Source organism: Microtetraspora fusca (genome assembly GCF_001570365.1).
GTDB lineage: Bacteria > Actinomycetota > Actinomycetes > Streptosporangiales > Streptosporangiaceae > Microtetraspora > Microtetraspora fusca.
Genome location: NZ_BBYK01000047.1, coordinates 67,802 through 83,245 on the forward strand (window position 1 = coordinate 67,802; position 15,444 = coordinate 83,245).

General features: G+C 69.6%; 12 protein-coding genes and 1 pseudogene. 6 read left to right on the forward strand and 7 right to left on the reverse strand.

Annotated elements, in window-relative coordinates; all coding sequences use genetic code 11:
- Positions 1 to 71: 71 nt before the first annotated feature.
- Positions 72 to 1,142, forward strand: a complete 1,071-nt coding sequence (locus AWQ68_RS16905) for a BMP family lipoprotein (RefSeq protein WP_066941430.1) — start codon at positions 72 to 74, stop codon at positions 1,140 to 1,142.
- A 290-nt stretch (positions 1,143 to 1,432) separates the two neighbouring features.
- On the opposite strand, the gene AWQ68_RS16910 is transcribed toward AWQ68_RS16905, so the two are convergent.
- The 5 genes and pseudogenes from AWQ68_RS16910 to AWQ68_RS16925 form a co-directional block, all read right to left on the reverse strand.
- Positions 1,433 to 1,927, reverse strand: a complete 495-nt coding sequence (locus AWQ68_RS16910) for a cupin domain-containing protein (protein WP_066941431.1) — start codon at positions 1,925 to 1,927, stop codon at positions 1,433 to 1,435.
- Between the two features lie 329 nt (positions 1,928 to 2,256).
- Positions 2,257 to 2,715, reverse strand: a complete 459-nt coding sequence (locus tag AWQ68_RS16915) for a dihydrofolate reductase (protein WP_066941433.1) — start codon at positions 2,713 to 2,715, stop codon at positions 2,257 to 2,259.
- On the reverse strand, positions 2,712 to 3,509 hold the full coding sequence (locus AWQ68_RS16920) for a thymidylate synthase (protein WP_066941435.1): 798 nt from the start codon (positions 3,507 to 3,509) through the stop codon (positions 2,712 to 2,714). The genes AWQ68_RS16915 and AWQ68_RS16920 overlap by 4 nt, the downstream gene beginning before the upstream one ends.
- Before the next feature lie 34 nt (positions 3,510 to 3,543).
- A pseudogene (locus AWQ68_RS46360) lies at positions 3,544 to 3,871 on the reverse strand (IS982 family transposase); the annotation flags it as partial.
- Between the two features lie 96 nt (positions 3,872 to 3,967).
- Positions 3,968 to 4,393, reverse strand: coding sequence for a hypothetical protein (locus AWQ68_RS16925; RefSeq protein ID WP_084464092.1), 426 nt, complete (start codon positions 4,391 to 4,393; stop codon positions 3,968 to 3,970).
- A gap of 897 nt (positions 4,394 to 5,290) precedes the next feature.
- Between AWQ68_RS16925 and AWQ68_RS43975 the strand changes: the two genes are divergently transcribed.
- Complete coding sequence (locus AWQ68_RS43975) at positions 5,291 to 5,890, forward strand: hypothetical protein (protein WP_157545377.1); 600 nt, start codon at positions 5,291 to 5,293, stop codon at positions 5,888 to 5,890.
- Between the two features lie 337 nt (positions 5,891 to 6,227).
- Here AWQ68_RS43975 and AWQ68_RS16940 read toward each other — a convergent pair whose 3' ends face one another.
- Complete coding sequence (locus tag AWQ68_RS16940; protein WP_066941441.1) at positions 6,228 to 6,830, reverse strand: TetR/AcrR family transcriptional regulator; 603 nt, start codon at positions 6,828 to 6,830, stop codon at positions 6,228 to 6,230.
- Positions 6,831 to 6,957: 127 nt separating this feature from the next.
- Between AWQ68_RS16940 and AWQ68_RS16945 the strand changes: the two genes are divergently transcribed.
- The 4 genes from AWQ68_RS16945 (at position 6,958) to AWQ68_RS16960 (ending at position 12,154) form a co-directional block, all read left to right on the forward strand.
- Positions 6,958 to 7,659: an SGNH/GDSL hydrolase family protein gene (locus AWQ68_RS16945; RefSeq protein WP_066941711.1), complete on the forward strand. Its 702-nt coding sequence runs from the start codon at positions 6,958 to 6,960 to the stop codon at positions 7,657 to 7,659.
- A complete protein-coding gene (locus tag AWQ68_RS16950; protein ID WP_218006903.1) occupies positions 7,646 to 9,184 on the forward strand; it encodes an MFS transporter in 1,539 nt (512 codons plus the stop codon). The genes AWQ68_RS16945 and AWQ68_RS16950 overlap by 14 nt, the downstream gene beginning before the upstream one ends.
- 194 nt (positions 9,185 to 9,378) lie before the next feature.
- Positions 9,379 to 9,771, forward strand: coding sequence for a hypothetical protein (locus AWQ68_RS16955; protein WP_157545379.1), 393 nt, complete (start codon positions 9,379 to 9,381; stop codon positions 9,769 to 9,771).
- 175 nt (positions 9,772 to 9,946) lie between these two features.
- Positions 9,947 to 12,154 (forward strand): MMPL family transporter, encoded by a 2,208-nt coding sequence (locus AWQ68_RS16960; RefSeq protein ID WP_084464093.1) that lies wholly within the window; start codon positions 9,947 to 9,949, stop codon positions 12,152 to 12,154.
- A gap of 68 nt (positions 12,155 to 12,222) precedes the next feature.
- Here the strand turns inward: AWQ68_RS16960 and AWQ68_RS16965 are convergent, their stop codons facing one another.
- Positions 12,223 to 15,435, reverse strand: coding sequence for an aminotransferase class III-fold pyridoxal phosphate-dependent enzyme (locus tag AWQ68_RS16965; protein ID WP_066941445.1), 3,213 nt, complete (start codon positions 15,433 to 15,435; stop codon positions 12,223 to 12,225).
- Positions 15,436 to 15,444 lie beyond the last annotated feature (9 nt).

Below are 15,444 nucleotides of genomic sequence, written 5' to 3' on the forward strand. Positions count from 1 at the left end.
ATACCGGCACATGCCATCTATATTCGGGGCGACTTGATCGCGTTCGGGGGCGTCTACAGGGGGATTCCCACATGAACGATTCTCAGCGCCGCGTTGTCTCGCACACCGGGGCCGCCCTCCTCCTCACCTTCGCCATGAGCGTGTGCGCCGGACCGGCCGGCGCCGCGGCGAGCGCGAATGCCGCCGGGAACACCGGTACCCCAGCCGGGAAAATCAAGGTCGGCATCGCGTACGGCATCGGGGGCCGCGGCGACCAGGCGCTCAACGACAGCGCGGCGGCGGGTCTGGACCGAGCCGTGCGGAAGCTGAGGCTCGGCCCGAGCCAGGAGCTGGAGGCGAGCGTCAGTGACAGCGACGCGGATTTGGAGAACCTGCTCCGCAAGCTCGCCCGCAGCGGTCACAACCCCGTCATCGCGGTCGGCTTCTACTACGACTTGGCGGTGCTGAAGGTCGCGGAGGAGTATCCCCGTACGACCTTCGCCATCGTGGATGACGAGTCGCCCCGGCGGGCGAACATCTCCAACCTGGTCTTCGCGGAGAACGAGGCCGCCTTCCTGGCCGGCGCTGCTGCCGCGTTGAAGTCGGACACCCGCCACATCGGCTTCCTGGGCGGCGTGAAGGTGCCGCTGATCCAGAGGTATCAGGCGGGGTTCCAGGCAGGTGCGAGGGCGGTCGACCACGACATCCAGATAGACGCGCGCTACATCACCATGCCCCCGGACTTCAGCGGCTTCAACAGCCCGGATCAAGGCAGATCGAAAGCCCGCGCCCTGTTCGACAAGGGCGCCGACGTGGTGTTCCACGCTGCGGAGCGCTCGGGCCAGGGCGTGTTCGCGGCCGCCAAGGCGGCGGGTGGCATGGCCATCGGTTGCGACTTCGACCAGGCCAGGAGCGCCGACGCCAGGGTGAAGGACGTCATCCTCACCTCAGCCGTGAAGAAAGCCGACGTCGCGGTTTACGACTTCCTCAAGCGTTTCCTCCGCAAGGAGGCGAGGCATGGCGTCACCGTGTACGGGCTGAAGGCCGGAGCCGTGGGCTACGCCACCACCGGCGGGCGGGTCAACGACATCAAGGCCACGCTCGACGCGTTCGCCAGGAAGATCGCGAAAGGCGAGATCAGAGTGCCGACGAAGGTCTCCTGATCGTCTCCGCCTCACCCGGCGCGCCCACCTCGCGCGCGCCGGTCCGCGGTGACGGCTCCATCGATCCGAGGCTTAAGCGTTCGCCAAGACGGGGCGATCAGAGTGGATCGCCCCAACACGATCGTCGCCGACCGGATCACCTTCATGGAAGGCGGACGCGTGCCCGCCGAAGGCACATTCACCGAACCGACGTCCCGCCCCGGGCTCTTCCGCGACCTGCGGCCCCCAACAAGGTCGCGCTGCCGTTCAGGACAGCGATAGCGGCGTCCGGATTATCACTCAAGCGTGATTCAGGGTGCCGCGTACTGGTCGTGCTTGGCATACAGCTCAGTCCATTCCTCCTCGGTGAGCCGGCGGCCGGAAGCGACGATTTCGGCGAGTTCCTGGAAGTACGCCTCCCGGGGTGCACCCGGCGTGAACAGCACCAGCATGGAAGCAGGCGCATCGGAATTGTTACTGAAGGCGTGGACCCCGCCCGGCGGCACGTACAGGAAGTCGCCCGGTGTCGCGTCCAGCCACCGCTCGCCGTTGTACAGCGAGACGGTGCCCTCCAGGACGAAGAACGACTCGGAAATGGTCCGGTGGAAATGGGCGCCGGGCCCGTTCGGGATCGCGGCCATGTCCCAGCGGTAGAGACCGAATTGGCCATCCGTGCTCGCTCCGGTGGCCAGATAGCCGACCCGGGACTTGACGCCGATCGTGAGGTCCGGTGGTACGTCGGCCGACCGGAAGGTTGCGCTGGCGATCCCGTGATCCTTCAGATATCGCGGCGGCGGATAGGACATCGTTACCGGCTCCTAGCGGTGGAATCGATCTGAGCGGCATGACCCTAGACGATGAAGCGGCTCCGTCGGGAGATCCAATTCCTGCCTGTTCGATCGAGCCAAGACCCGGCGTGCTCCGGTGCGCCCCTGGTTGGTCGAGCAGCGTACGAGCTGGGTCAGGAACCGGCGGGCGCTCGTTCGTCAGCAGGTGCCCACCGGCTGCGAGGTCAGATCGGAGGCCTCCTTACCCGCGGAGCCGACCATCACTGCGGTTCCTGCCCGTCGGGATGTCTGGGGCGTTTCGATACGTGCCCGACCAGTCCGGCGACAACCGCCGCCGGTCGCTGACCTCAGTCCCAGGTCAGAAACCGGTAGTGCAGCCCAGTTGACGACTCCTGCCACGCCCCAACCGAGTCCGGTGAGCGCCCCACATCCGGCGCGTACGTGTCGCCTTCGAAGAACTCCCGGATCTCGGTGACCACGATCCGGTCCGCGAACGGCAGCGCCGCCCGATACACCGCCGCGCCCCCGATCACCCACACGTCCCCCGACATCGCGTCGAGCGCCTGTGACAGGTCGGGGAACGTGTCCACGCCCTCCTGCGGCGTACGCGACAGCACGAGATTGCGCCTGCCCGGCAGCGGCCGGAACCGCGGGGGCAGCGACTCCCATGTGCGGCGGCCCATGAGCACGGTCGCGCCCGCGGTCAGGGAGCGGAAGTGCTTCAGGTCCTCCGGCAGGTGCCATGGCAGGGTGCCGTCACGGCCGATGACGCCGTTCGCCGACTGCGCCCAGACGAGCCCGATCACACCGCCACCGGCGCCTTGATGCCGGGGTGCGGGTCGTAGCCGTCGAGCGTGATGTGCTCGTAGGTGTAGTCGAACAGGCTGTCCGCAGGCTTCAGGCTGAGCGTGGGGAACGGCCGCGCCTCGCGTGCGAGCTGCGTGCGGACCTGGTCCTCGTGGTTGTCGTAGATGTGACAGTCGCCTCCGGTCCAGATGAAGTCACCGACGCCGAGGCCCACCTGTTCGGCGATCATGTGCGTCAGCAGCGCGTAGCTCGCGATGTTGAACGGCACGCCGAGGAACAGGTCCGCGCTGCGCTGGTACAGCTGGCAGGAGAGCTTGCCGTCGGCGACGTAGAACTGGAAGAACGCGTGGCACGGCGGCAGCGCCATCCGGGGGATGTCGGCGACGTTCCACGCGGACACGATGATCCGCCGAGAGTCGGGGTTCTCGCGCAGCGTGCGCAGCACCTGGCTGATCTGGTCGACGTGCCCGCCGTCCGGGGTCGGCCACGACCGCCACTGCACGCCGTAGATCGGCCCGAGATCACCGTCCGGCGCCGCCCACTCGTCCCAAATCGTGATGCCGTTCTCCCGCAGCCACTTGACGTTCGCGTCGCCGCGCAGGAACCACAGCAGCTCATACGCGATCGAGCGGAAGTGGACCTTCTTCGTCGTGATCAGCGGGAAGCCGTCCGCCAGCCGGTAGCGCAACTGATGACCGAAGATCGACCGCGTGCCCGTGCCCGTGCGGTCCTCCTTGTGGGCGCCTGTGTCGAGCACGTGGCGGAGCAGATCTTCGTACTGTGTGTCCGGCATGCCCGCGAGCCTAGACGAGTAGTTCCCCACGGGGTTAATGGTCGTAGTCGTAGGCGGTCTGGGAACGCGTGATCGGTTGGCCGGCGGCTCGGTTGTGCCGGATGGCGGCGTTCAGGGCCAGAAGGCGTTGCGCGATGCGGACTCCTACGCCGTCGATGGTGCGTCCGCCGTGCTGTTCCCGGTCGAGATGGCCTCCGAGAGTGTCGTTGACCGACTCGATGAGCCGGCGGATGCACGTGAGCAGCGGTTCACCAGGGTGGGGCGTGCGGTCGCGGTCGGATCAGCCGGATGCCGCGCTCGGCGGGGAACTGGTCGAGCGCGCAGGAGAAATAGCCTTTGTCCGCGCAGGCGACCCCGGGCCGCAACCCCACGGGACGCGGCCCGGGCGGTTTCAGCCCCTCGTCCAGCCCTGGTCTGCGATCACCGGCTAGTCGGCTGCCACGGACGCCCGCACGGGATCAGCCGCGTTTCGCCGGCGGCCAGCCGTGCCCCCACCCGCCTTGCACCATCGTCTGGAATGCCCATCCGTCCTCGGTGCGCACCAGCAGGTCGGCGTAGTGCATGCTTTCCCGCCGGCCCTCGATCGTCATCGTCGCCGTGGTTTCCACCAGCACGAGATTCTGGCTGATGAAGCGCGGCGTCCTCGTGGACTCCAGGTCGAGGCCCGCCGTGCCCCCGCCCATGGCGTCCTTCATCGCCTCGATGTACTCCTCGCGCGTCCACTGCCGGACCGCCGCGAAGGCGCCCGGCACGTCGGTGGCCAGGTTCATCGGGAAGACCGCCAGATCGGCCAACCTCTCGATCTCCCCCTGTTCGGCCAGCGCATCGTACTGGCCGAACCAGTCTTCGACGCTCTTCAGTTCCTCATCGCTCGGCTCGTACAAGCCCGCGCCCCTTTCTCTTCCGTACGGTGTACCGTACAGCATACGGCGAGTTCGGCCAAACGAGGCCCACACAGGGAAGACGACCGCTGGAACGCGCAGGCCAGAGGCTGTGGTCCAGTCCTTCGAGCCGAGGATGGCAGCCGGAGCGACGACCTCTTCGGCGTCGGCGAGGCGCGTGCCCGCTCACGTCACACCATGGACGACGGCCTGCCACGGCGACGTACGACGCGCTCCGAAATAGGAGCGATATCAGTGATATTTCGACCTATCGGCGGCATTCGGGAGAACCGCCCCGCAAAGTAACTCGCGTCCACCAAAAAACGAAAATGAAATCGGCAAGAGCTGCCCGCCTCCGTTTAGATTGCCACCGAACGGGAGAGGCCAAGCGGCGTTCAGAGAAAATCTCGAGCGGTTATCAAGGTTGGGTATTTTCCACCATCAACCGATTCGAGAATTATTACTCCGGGACGCGAGACCTTTCCAAGGAGAACCAAGTTGCTCAAGTCCAGCAAGCTGGCCAGAGTGCTCATGATCAGCACTGTGGCGGTCGGGGGCGCCCTGGCCGCGGGTGGCGTGATCACCCCCGCGTTCGCGGACGGCGTCCCCGTCCCCGTGGTCACGAGCCACCATCGAGGCTCCACCTGTCCTTCCTGTGGCATCGGCAGGAACAAGAACCACAACCGGAACCACAACCGGAACCACAATCGGAACCGCCAGCACCAGCGAGAGCGACAGCACGAGCGCCAGCATCAGGACCAGACGGTGCGGAACATCGTCGTGACGCCGCACAGGCCGCGGGTCCGTACGGAGCCGACTCGGCCGACACTGCCCCCACCGCCCCCCGTGCCGCCCAGGCCGACACCGACTCCGACGCCCAGGCCGACGCCGACGCCATCGGTGACTCAAACCCCACCGACCACCGGGGTCACCACCAATACGGGCACCACGAATACAGGCACCACCAATACGGGCAACACGGAGACGGCCACCACCAATACAGGCACCACCAATACAGGCACCACCAATACGGGCACCACGGAGACGGCCACCACCAATACAGGCACCACGGAGACGGTCACCACAGAGAACGTCTCCACAGAGAACGTCTCCACAGAGAACACCGAGAACGTCTCCACCGAGAATGTCTCCACGGAGACTCTCACCACGGGCGTCGAGGCGACCGGTGCGACGTGCGCCTGCGGGCTCGGCATCGCCGGGCTTTCCATCGGGGCGAACGCGGGGCTTTCCCTCGACGCGAATGTGACTACCGCATGGGTGCCCGCACCTCTCATTGTTGGACATTCCGCGGACGTCGCGGCCGCGGCGGGCGTCAACGCCGACCTCGGGACACTCGCCACCGCGAACGTCAACGCCGACCTCGGGACACTCGCCACCGCGAACGTCAACGCCGACCTCGGGACGCTCGCCACCGCGAACGTCAACGCCGGTCTTGGACTGGGCCTCTGGACGAACGTCTGCGGCATCCTCTCCCTCTGACCCTCGCGTCGTATGCAGCGGCCGTCCGATCAGTCGGTACGGCCGCTGCATACGGGCTCTTCGAACATGTCCCGGCCCCAGATGGTGCGGTTCCCCCGACTCGACGCGGGGCTGCGGCGCACCTGAGCCGTCCACAGCCCACAGCGGGTACGCGAGCGGTCGGAGAGCGTGGCGCCCGGATCACCGGCTCCGACCTGATGCGGCGCCCCACAAGAACAGCGGCGGCACGTCACAGGCTGAGCGCGGCATCACGCACGCGCCCGGGACGCACACCGGCGCCGCCCCGCATGGATGTACATTCGGCACCCTCGTGGCGCCGATCCCCGGCGGGATCGGGTCACCGAGGAGGCGCGAGGAACCCCTCGATCACGTGACGGACCTTGTCCCCGGCGTCCTTGTCGCCGAGCCGCAAGGCGGTGTTGGCGGCGCAGAGCACCGCATCGATCTGGAAGGCGGCGAGGTCGGCGTCCAGGTCGGCGATCTCGCCGGTGTCGGCCGCGAATCGCAGTTCGCCGGCGATGAGACCGCGCCAGTCTCGCTGGTGCCGGAAGAGCGCGTCATGGACCTGCCCCGGCCTGCTGTCGAAGTCCGCGAGGTTCGCCGCCCAGAAACAGCCGCCCGGGAACAGCGGCGTCTCGGCGTAGGCCATCCATCGTTCGATCAGCGCCCGCAACCGGGCGGCGCCGCGGGACACGGCCTGCGTCGGGCGGACGACCGTGTCGGTGAACACCTCACGCGCGGCCTCGACGGCGGCGACCTGCAGATTCTCCTTGGTCGCGAACAACGTCTGGATGCCGCTCTTGCTGAGCCCGAGGTCGGCGGCCAGCCGGCCGAAGCTGAGGCCGTTGAGCCCTTCCAGCGACGCCACATCGACGGCGTGGCGTGTGATCGTCCGTCTGGCCCGCGCGCCGCGGAGGAGGCGTTGGTCGGACACCGCCACGCCTGCTCCGTCGGGGCGGGTTCCCGCGTCTGCCCCTGATCGCTGCGCCGGCTCGTTCATCGACTCCATCCTGCCACAGCCCGCATTGCGAAATACATACGACCGACCGTATGTTTTCTTTGTGACCATGTATCCCACAGAGGAGTCCGACCCCTTCTGCCTGTCGGCGGCGAGCGCCACGCGGCTGCTGGCCGGCGCGCCCTGGCGACGGTTCGCGTCGATGGGCGACAGCCTCGCGGCCGGGACCGGGGACCCGACCCCCGGCTACGCGAACCTGGGATGGCCCGACCGGCTGGCCGACATCCTTCGCCGGGCACGCCCCGACCTGGCGTACCTGAACGCCGCGAAAATCGGGGCGACGACCACCAAGACGTTGGAGAACCAGGTAGGCCCGGTCCTCGAGTTCGGCCCCGACCTGATCCACATCTCGTGCGGCGCGAACGACATCTGGCAGCCGGATCCCGACCTCGTCGAGATCGGGCGGAACCTGCGGCGGATATTCGCGCGTGCCGCGGAGACCGGCGCCCAGCTGACGACGTTCACCCTCGGCGCGGCCTTCGTCGTGCCGAGGTTCCCGGACTGGCACGACCGGGTGCGCGCACTCAACGACATCACCCGCGAACTGGCGGCCACCCATGCCGCCGTGCTCGTCGACATGTGGAGCCACCCCGTCAATTCCCGGCCGAACCTCTTGAGTACGGACCGCGTCCACTTCTCGACATCAGGTCAGGCCGTGATGGCGTCCGAGCTGGTCAAGGGACTCGCGGGCGTGCTCGGCACGCGTTCTGTGACAAGCGATCGAGCGTCCGAGCGATGTGGAAAGGCATGAGACCGCCGCCGCGCCACCCGGCGTGCTCGGCGGCGAACGGAACAAGGGAGACGCCCGCGTGACCGACATCGACGAATCCCTCCAAGCGCGAGGGGCCGCGCCGCCGACCTCGTCTCCCACGCCGTGGCGCGCCGTGTCCGTCGTGATGGTCGGCACGTTCATGGCGATTCTGGACTCGTTCATCGTCGTCGTCGCCGAGCCGGCCATCAAAGCCGACCTCGGCGCGTCCAGCGGCGAACTGCAGTGGATCATGGCGGGCTACCAGCTCACCTACGCGGTGTGCCTCATCACCGGAGGCCGCCTCGGCGACCTGCACGGGCGCAAACGGATCTTCACGCTGGGAATGGCGCTCTTCACGCTGTCCTCGACCGCCTGCGCTCTGTCCGGCACGGCGATCGCTCTCATCGCGGCACGGCTCGCACAGGGATTGGGCGCCGCGCTGATGGTGCCGCAGGTCTTCGCCGTCATCACATTGCTGGTCCCCGAGAAGGACCGCCACCGTGCCTTCGGCGTCCTCGGCATGGTGATCGGACTGGCGACGAGCGGCGGTCAGCTCATCGGCGGCCTGCTGATCGGCGCCGACCTTTTCGGCTCCGGCTGGCGGCCGGTGTTCTGGATCAACGTCCCGATCGGGCTCGCCACGATCCTGCTGGCGATGCGGTACGTCCCCGAGTCACGGGCGACGCGCGCACGCGGCATCGACATCCCGGGAGTCACGGTTCTCACCGTCGCGTTGTTCCTGGTCGTCTTCCCGCTCATTCAGGGTCACGAGGCAGGCTGGCCGTGGTGGACGTGGGCCAGCCTCGCCGCGAGCGTCGCGGCCTTCGCCGTTTTCGCCCACGTCGAGCGCTGGATCGGCAACCGAGGCGGCGATCCCCTCCTGAGGCTCTCCCTTTTCGCGACGCGGTCCTTCTCCGTCGGCATCGTCCTCGTGCTCGCCATCTACGCCGTCCTCACCTCGTACTACCTCGTGCTGTCCATCGCACTGCAAGACGGGTTGGACATGTCGGCGCTCGGGGCCGGCCTGGTGTACACCCCTGCGGCGCTGACGTTCTTCGTCTTCAGCGTGATCGCGAGCAGGCTGGTGCCGAAGTACGGCCGCCGCGTGCTGGAGATCGGGGCGATCGTGCTCGCCGTCGGCTACGCGTCGACCGTGATCGTTCTGACGTCAGGGCTCCAACTGACACCCGGTCTGATCATCCCGACCCTCATGCTGCAGAGCGTCGGCGGCGGCCTGCTGATCACGCCGTCGCTCAACGCGGTCCTGAGCCGAATCGACCCGGACGACGTCGGCCTCGCCTCCGGGGTGCTCTCCACCTCCCAGCAGGTCGGCGGCGCACTCGGGGTCGCGATCATCGGACTCGTGTTCTTCAGTTCCTTCCGTCCCGCTGCGGAAGGCAAGGTCGGGGCTGCCGCGCACGCGTTGGCGATGTCCTCGATCTTCACCCTCATCACCGCGATCGTGGCGACACTGCTGGTCTACCTGCTGCCCGCCGGCCGGGCGCGTGGCGGCGACCGCCCATGAGACGCCCGCCCGATGCGGACCGCGTTCGATCGCATCGGGCGGCCAACGGCGAGGCACCGCCATCTGGATCTCACCGTCGGGCAGTTGGAGCCCTCCTGCGCCTCGTGGATCTCCCCCGCTGTTCGCTGAGCATCCCTGGAACCGTGAAGTTTCCGTGCTTCACCGCCGACGATCGGGGACGAATACTGCTGACCGTGACGTGGGACGGCGCCGACCAAAGGAACGGCGGAAAACTCGCCGCCCTGGGCATCGTCTGGTTCGCGGGCACGCCGTTCCTGGCGATGGTGGCGTTCTGGTTCGGCTTCTCGCTGGCGGGCGCCGAGCCGGTGAACGCCCAACTGGCCGTCGTCTTCGCCTTCGCCGCCGCGATACTCGGCCTGGGAGCACCGGTCGTGGGCCTCCTCTTCTCTCTGACGAGCCGCAACAAGATCGGCGCATGGATCTACGGCCTGATCACGGCCGCGATCGGGGTCCTCCTCTACACCCAGGTCGTCGCGCCGATGATGGCGAGATATCCGGCCTACGTCGAGGACCCTCCCGTCTGCACAGCACCGCCGGACAGGGCGGCAGGTGTACCGGGCTGTTAGGTCGTGTCTGACACTCGCCTAGCCGATCAGGTGGGCATCTGCCAGTTCACGCCTGTCCGTTTGCTCTCCAGCGTGGCTCTAACCGGGCTCGAATGTGGTCGGGTACAGATCGGTGGGGGGCCGTGGCTCGTCGGTTCCTGCGAATCGTCGTGCAGTCTGACCGAGGAGCACGCCTGTGAACGCCCTCACACGTCTCGCGCTGAGGCGACCCGGACTGGTCGTCGCGATCTGGCTCGTCCTTGCCGCCGTCTCGGTGCCGCTGATGCTCCAGCTACCCGGCGCGCTCAAGGCGGGAGGCTTCGACAACCCCCGCGGGGAGAGCGCGGCCGGACAGCGGATCCTGGAGCGGGCCTTCGCCGAGGTCCCGGAGGAACTGCAGGTCGTCCTGCACGACGCCTCGGGGGATGTCACCCGGGTCGTGGACCACGCCGCGGCGCTGGCCCGGCCCCTCCCCCACGTCGCCTCGGTCTCCGACTACCGGCAAGAGCCGCGGTGGCTCTCCGCCGACCGGCACACCACCTTCCTGCGGCTCGGGTTCCGCGCCGACCCGACCACCGTGCAGAACCTGATCCCCGACCTGCGAGAGCGGATGACCGCCGCGCTGCGCGGCCATGGCGTACGGGTGCATGTAACCGGCACGCAGGCGCTGGACTACGACCTGAGCATCCAGTCGGAGCAGGACGCGGCCACCGCGGAGATGATCGCCTTTCCGCTGCTCGTCGTCGTGCTGCTGCTGGTGTTCCGTTCGGTGGCGGCGATGCTCGTGCCGGTCGTGCTGGCCGGGCTCGCCCTCGTCACCGCCATGGCCGTCGGCTACCTGATCGCCGGCGTCACCGACGTCTCCATCCTCTTCACGAACGCGGTCTCGATCATCGGACTGGCCGTCGCGGTCGACTACTCGCTGTTCATCATCCGGCGCTACCGGGAAGAGCTCGCCGCCGGCGCGGACCACCTCACCGCGCTGGAGACCGCCATGCGCACAGCGGGCCACGCCGTGCTGTTCAGTGGCCTCGCCGTGGTGGCCGCGCTGATGGCCCTGTTCATCCCCCGGCTGATGGTCTTCACGAGCATCGCGCTGGCGGGCATCACGGTGACGATGGTGGCGCTGGCCATGACCATGACGCTGTTGCCGGCCGTACTGCGGCTCATGGGCAGGCGCATCGACTGGCTGTCGATCGGCCGCGGCGGCACCCCCGCGGACCGGGCGCGCGGCGCGGGACCGCTCGCCCGGCTGCACCGGCGGCCGGTGCCGCTGCTGCTGGCGTTGGCCGTGCTGTTCGCACTGCTGGCGTGGCCGATGGGATGGATCAGGCTGCAGGCGCCGGTGGCGAGCGCGTCCATCCTGCCCTCCTCCGCCGATTCCCGGCAGGGCATCGAACGGCTGCAGGCCGACCTCGACCCCCGCGATCTGTTCCCGCTCCAGGTCGTCCTGACCGCCCCGGTCCGGAACGGCCCGGCACCGCTGCTCGACGGCGTACGGGCGGTCACCGAGGTGACGGGGTCGCTGCGGCAGGCGGTGTCGTCGGCCCAGGCCGTCACCGACCTCGGCCTCCCGCGAGAGGCGCTCGGCGCGGCGGCGGCCGGGGACCTCGCCGGGCTGCCCGACGAGGCCAGGGCCGCGTTCGCCGCACTGTGGGGCGAGAGTGCGGGCCGGTACGTCACCAGGGTGGTGACCACGGCGGCGGAGGGCCCGGACAGCGACCGGACGCACGATCTGGTGCGGGACCTGCGCGACCGGCTGCCGTCGGCCGTCGGGCCGGATGTGGACGTGCACGTCGTCGGCCCGACGGCGCACGGGGTGGACTTCGACGACGTCCTGGTCCGGTCGATGCCGGCGATCCTCGGCACCGCCGCGCTGATCACCTTCGTGCTGCTGGCCGGCGCGTTCCGGTCGTGGCGGCTGCCGCTGCTGGCGCTGATCCTCAACGCGATGGTGGTCGCGGCGAGCCTGGGTCTGCTCACCCTGATCAGCCAGACCTGGCTGGGCCAGCGGATCGACAGCACCACCCCGGCCCTGGTGTTCGCCGTCATGTTCGGGCTGAGCATGGACTACATGGTCATCATGATCTCCCGCATGCGCGAGTCCTACCTGGCGCAGGGCGACCACCTGAACGCGGTGAACGAGGGGATGCGGCGCACCGCCGCCCTGGTCAACAGCGCCGCCCTCATCATGGTCGCGGTGTTCGTGTCGTTCCTCGCCGCGAAGATCAGCATCGTCCAGCAGCTCGGACTCGGGCTGGCCATCGCCGTGGTGCTGGACGCGGTCATCGTCCGGCTGCTGATCATGCCCGCCACGCTGCACCTGCTCGGCCCGCGTGTCTGGGGCGGGCCGCCGCGGGTCTGCCCCGACATTCCCGCGGAGGAGCCGCGCCCCGCCCGCTGATCCGGCGCGAACCGGTCGGGAGGGACGGCCGCGGCGGGAGGGCCGGGAAGCCCGTCCCGCCCCGCGCTTCATCCGGCCTCGGTCCCGGTCCCGGCAGTCCCCTCGGCCAGCATGGCGGCCAGGAGCGGACGGCGCAGCTTCCCGCTCGACGTCCTCGGCAGCATCCCCGGCCGTACGACATCCACCCGGCCGGGGCGGACGCCGGTGCCGGCGGAGACGGCGCGCTCCACCTCCCGGCGCAGCAGCTCGGCCCGATCGGCGTCCCGGTAGAGCGGGGTCTCGACCACGAGCACCAGCCGCTCGGTGCCGCTGTCCGCGTCCGGCAGGCCGAGCGCCGCCACTCCGGTGGCCCTGACCCCGTCCACGGCGGCGGCGGCCAGTTCGAACAGCTGCGGCTGGTGGTTGCGCCCGGCGACGATGACGAGGTCCTTGCTCCTCCCGGTGACGAACAACTCGCCGTCGAGCGTGAACCCCAGGTCGCCGCTGTCCAGCCAGCCGTCGCGCGGCGCGGCCGCGCCCCCGGGCTCGCCCTCGGCCAGATAGCCGGCCATCATCGAGTCCCCGGACAGCAGCACCCTGCCGACGACGCCGTCGGGCAGCCCGGCTCCGTCGCCGTCGACGACGCTCACCTTGACGCCGGGCACCGGCCGCCCGGACGACACGAGATCCCGTCCGTCGTCCTCACCGGCCGGCGGCTGTACGACGCCGTCGCGCGACAGCGCCGAGGCGGACACCGTCGCGATCCGGGGCACCGCCCGCGCCTCGGAGAACGTGGCGGCCAGCCCGACCTCCGCGAGGCCGTAGCAGGACCGCATCGCCTCGGGGCGGAAGCCGTGCGGCCCCAACGCCGCCTGCCAGGCCCGGATGGTGGCCGCGTCCACCACCTCGGCCCCGTTGAACGCCACCCGCCAGCAGCCAAGGTCGAGCCCGTCCAGCTTCATGCGGCCGGCCATGGAGGCGACGAGCCGGTAGGCGAAGTTCGGCGCGGGTGAGACCGTGGCCCGGTAGCGGTGCACCAGGTCCAGCCATGTCCGCGGCCGCGCGGTGAAGGACAGCGGGCTGACGAGCACCGCCGGCACGCCGTAGACGAAGGTCGTCAGTGTGGCGCCCACGAGGCCCATGTCGTGGTGGAGCGGCAGCCAGCTCACCGCGACATCATCACTCAGCAGCGGGGTGGCCCGGCCGATGGCGTCCACCGCGGCGCGCAGCCCGCGATGGCTCAGCGCGATCCCCTTGGGGGCCGAGGTGGTGCCCGAGCTGAACTGGATCAGCGCGGTGTCGCCGGGATCGGCTGCCGCGCCGACGAGCGGTGCCCCTTGCCCCTGGTACGGCGGGCACACGACGGAGGTCCGCGGGCCGGCGGCCTCCTCGGCGAGCGGGCGCAGTTCGGGATCGCAGACGAGTACGGCGGGCCGGACCGTCCGTACGATGTGCCGCGTCCGGTCCAGCCAGGCGTGGTGGCGGCCGAAGGCCGTCGGCGGCTCGACCAGAACCGGCACGGCGCCCATCAGCACGGCGCCGTACAACGCGGCGAGCAGGTCGGGCGAGGTGTCCAGGCACAGGCAGGCCCGGTCTCCGGGCTCCAGCCCGGCGTGGGCCAGGGCCGCCGCGGCGGTCCCGGCCCGCGCGTACAGGTCGCCCACGGTCAGGCGGTCCTCGCCCGGAGGGCGCTCCGGCAGGTAGTAGGCGACCGTGTCGGGCTCCCGGGCCGCCCGCGCGGCGAGGACCGCCGCCAGGTTCTCCGCGCCGGGCGGCGGCTCGGCGGGAGCGGCCTCGGGCCGCTCCCCTCTCCGGTCGGGGTGGATGTCGAGTGTCATGGGAGGATGAAGGGGAATCCGTGTTTGTCCAGTTCCAGGGCGGAGTCGGTGACCGCCGCGCACAGCTCGTCGATGTCGGCGTCGTCGTGCGCGTCCCCGGTGTAGAACATGGGCAGGCTGAGCGTGTAGACGCCGCGCCGGCGCAGCATCAGCGTGAGCAGGAACAGCCCGACCGGGTTCACCGCCGCCGCGAAGGTCCGGTAGTCGTCGTAGGAGTCCTCCGCGACGAACCCCAACGTCCCGGCGAAGTCGCCGAAGCCGAGCAGCCGCAGCGGGATGCCGGTCTCGGGCGCGGAACGCGGCCAGCCGCTCCTGGACCCTGGCCACCTTGGCCCGCGTCCGCTCGTAATAGGCGTCGCCGGCCTCGCGCAGCAGGCTGAGCGACGCGAACGACGCCGCCAGCGCGAGCTGGTTCCCCGAGTGGGTGTTGCTGGCGTACGTCTTGCGGCCGATGTCGTCGAGGGGCTGGCCCGAGGTCAGCAGCCGGTCCAGCAACTCGGCGCGGCCACCGACCACCGACATCGGGATCCCCAGCCCGGAGACGACCTTGCCGTACGTGTAGAGATCGGCGGGGATGCCGAAGCGGCCGGCCGCCCCGGCGGCGCCGAACCGGAACCCGGTGAGCACCTCGTCCAGGACGAACGGCACGCCGAGCGCCCTGCACCGCTCGGCGATCTCGATGACCTCGGGAACGGTCCGTTCGGGGAACGGGAAGGACTGGCACACGGGATCGGCGATCACGCAGGCCAGGTCGTCGCGGTGCCGGTCGATCAGCGCTCCGGCCACCGCGGCGTCGTGCGGCAGCACCAGCACGTCGCCCGGCTCGACCCCGGCGAAGGCGGGCAGCCTGCGGACGCCGTCCTCGCCGATCTCGGGAAAGGGCTGGACGCGGGGGTGGCCGTGCGCCATGAACGCGGTGTTGTGCGCGGCGATGTCGTGGATGCCGTGCCAGCAGCCCTCGAACTTGGCCACCAGCCGGCGCCCGGTGTGCGCCCGGGCCAGCCGGATGGCGGCGTTCGTGGCGTCCGTGCCCGAGTTGAGGAACGCGAACTTCTCGCAGTGGGGCACCAGCTCCTTCATGAGCCGGGCGAGGTCGAGCTCGATCGGGTTGAGGTAGCCGTTGCCGGTGCTGCGGGCGAGCTGGTCGCGGACGAACTCGACCACGCGGGGCGGGTTGTGGCCCCAGAGAGACTGACCGCCGAAGCCGAGGTGGAGGTCGAGATAGGTGTTCCCGTCCACGTCGAGGAGTCTGCCGCCGGACGCCTCCGCGACCACGAGCGGGAACGGCGGGGCGTGGAACGGCAGGAAGACGTCGTTGGTCACGGACAGCTCGCGGACCTGACCGGCCAGCTCACCCGAGCGTCGCTGCCGTTCGGACAGCTCGGTGAGCAGGTCGGCCATCCATTGCCGGCCGAGCAGGTCGTCGATCAGCTCCTGGGCGGGCGTGGCGGTGGGAGGGGACATGGATGCTCC

What these genes read in the sequence shown, in the direction of transcription:
- AWQ68_RS16965 (WP_066941445.1), bottom strand. Translation starts at nt 15,435, where the DNA reads ATGTCCCCTCCCACCGCCACGCCCGCCCAGGAGCTGATCGACGACCTG.
- AWQ68_RS16910 (WP_066941431.1), bottom strand. Translation starts at nt 1,927, where the DNA reads ATGTCCTATCCGCCGCCGCGATATCTGAAGGATCACGGGATCGCCAGC.
- AWQ68_RS16920 (WP_066941435.1), bottom strand. Translation starts at nt 3,509, where the DNA reads ATGCCGGACACACAGTACGAAGATCTGCTCCGCCACGTGCTCGACACA.
- AWQ68_RS16905 (WP_066941430.1), top strand. Translation starts at nt 72, where the DNA reads ATGAACGATTCTCAGCGCCGCGTTGTCTCGCACACCGGGGCCGCCCTC.
- AWQ68_RS16945 (WP_066941711.1), top strand. Translation starts at nt 6,958, where the DNA reads ATGTATCCCACAGAGGAGTCCGACCCCTTCTGCCTGTCGGCGGCGAGC.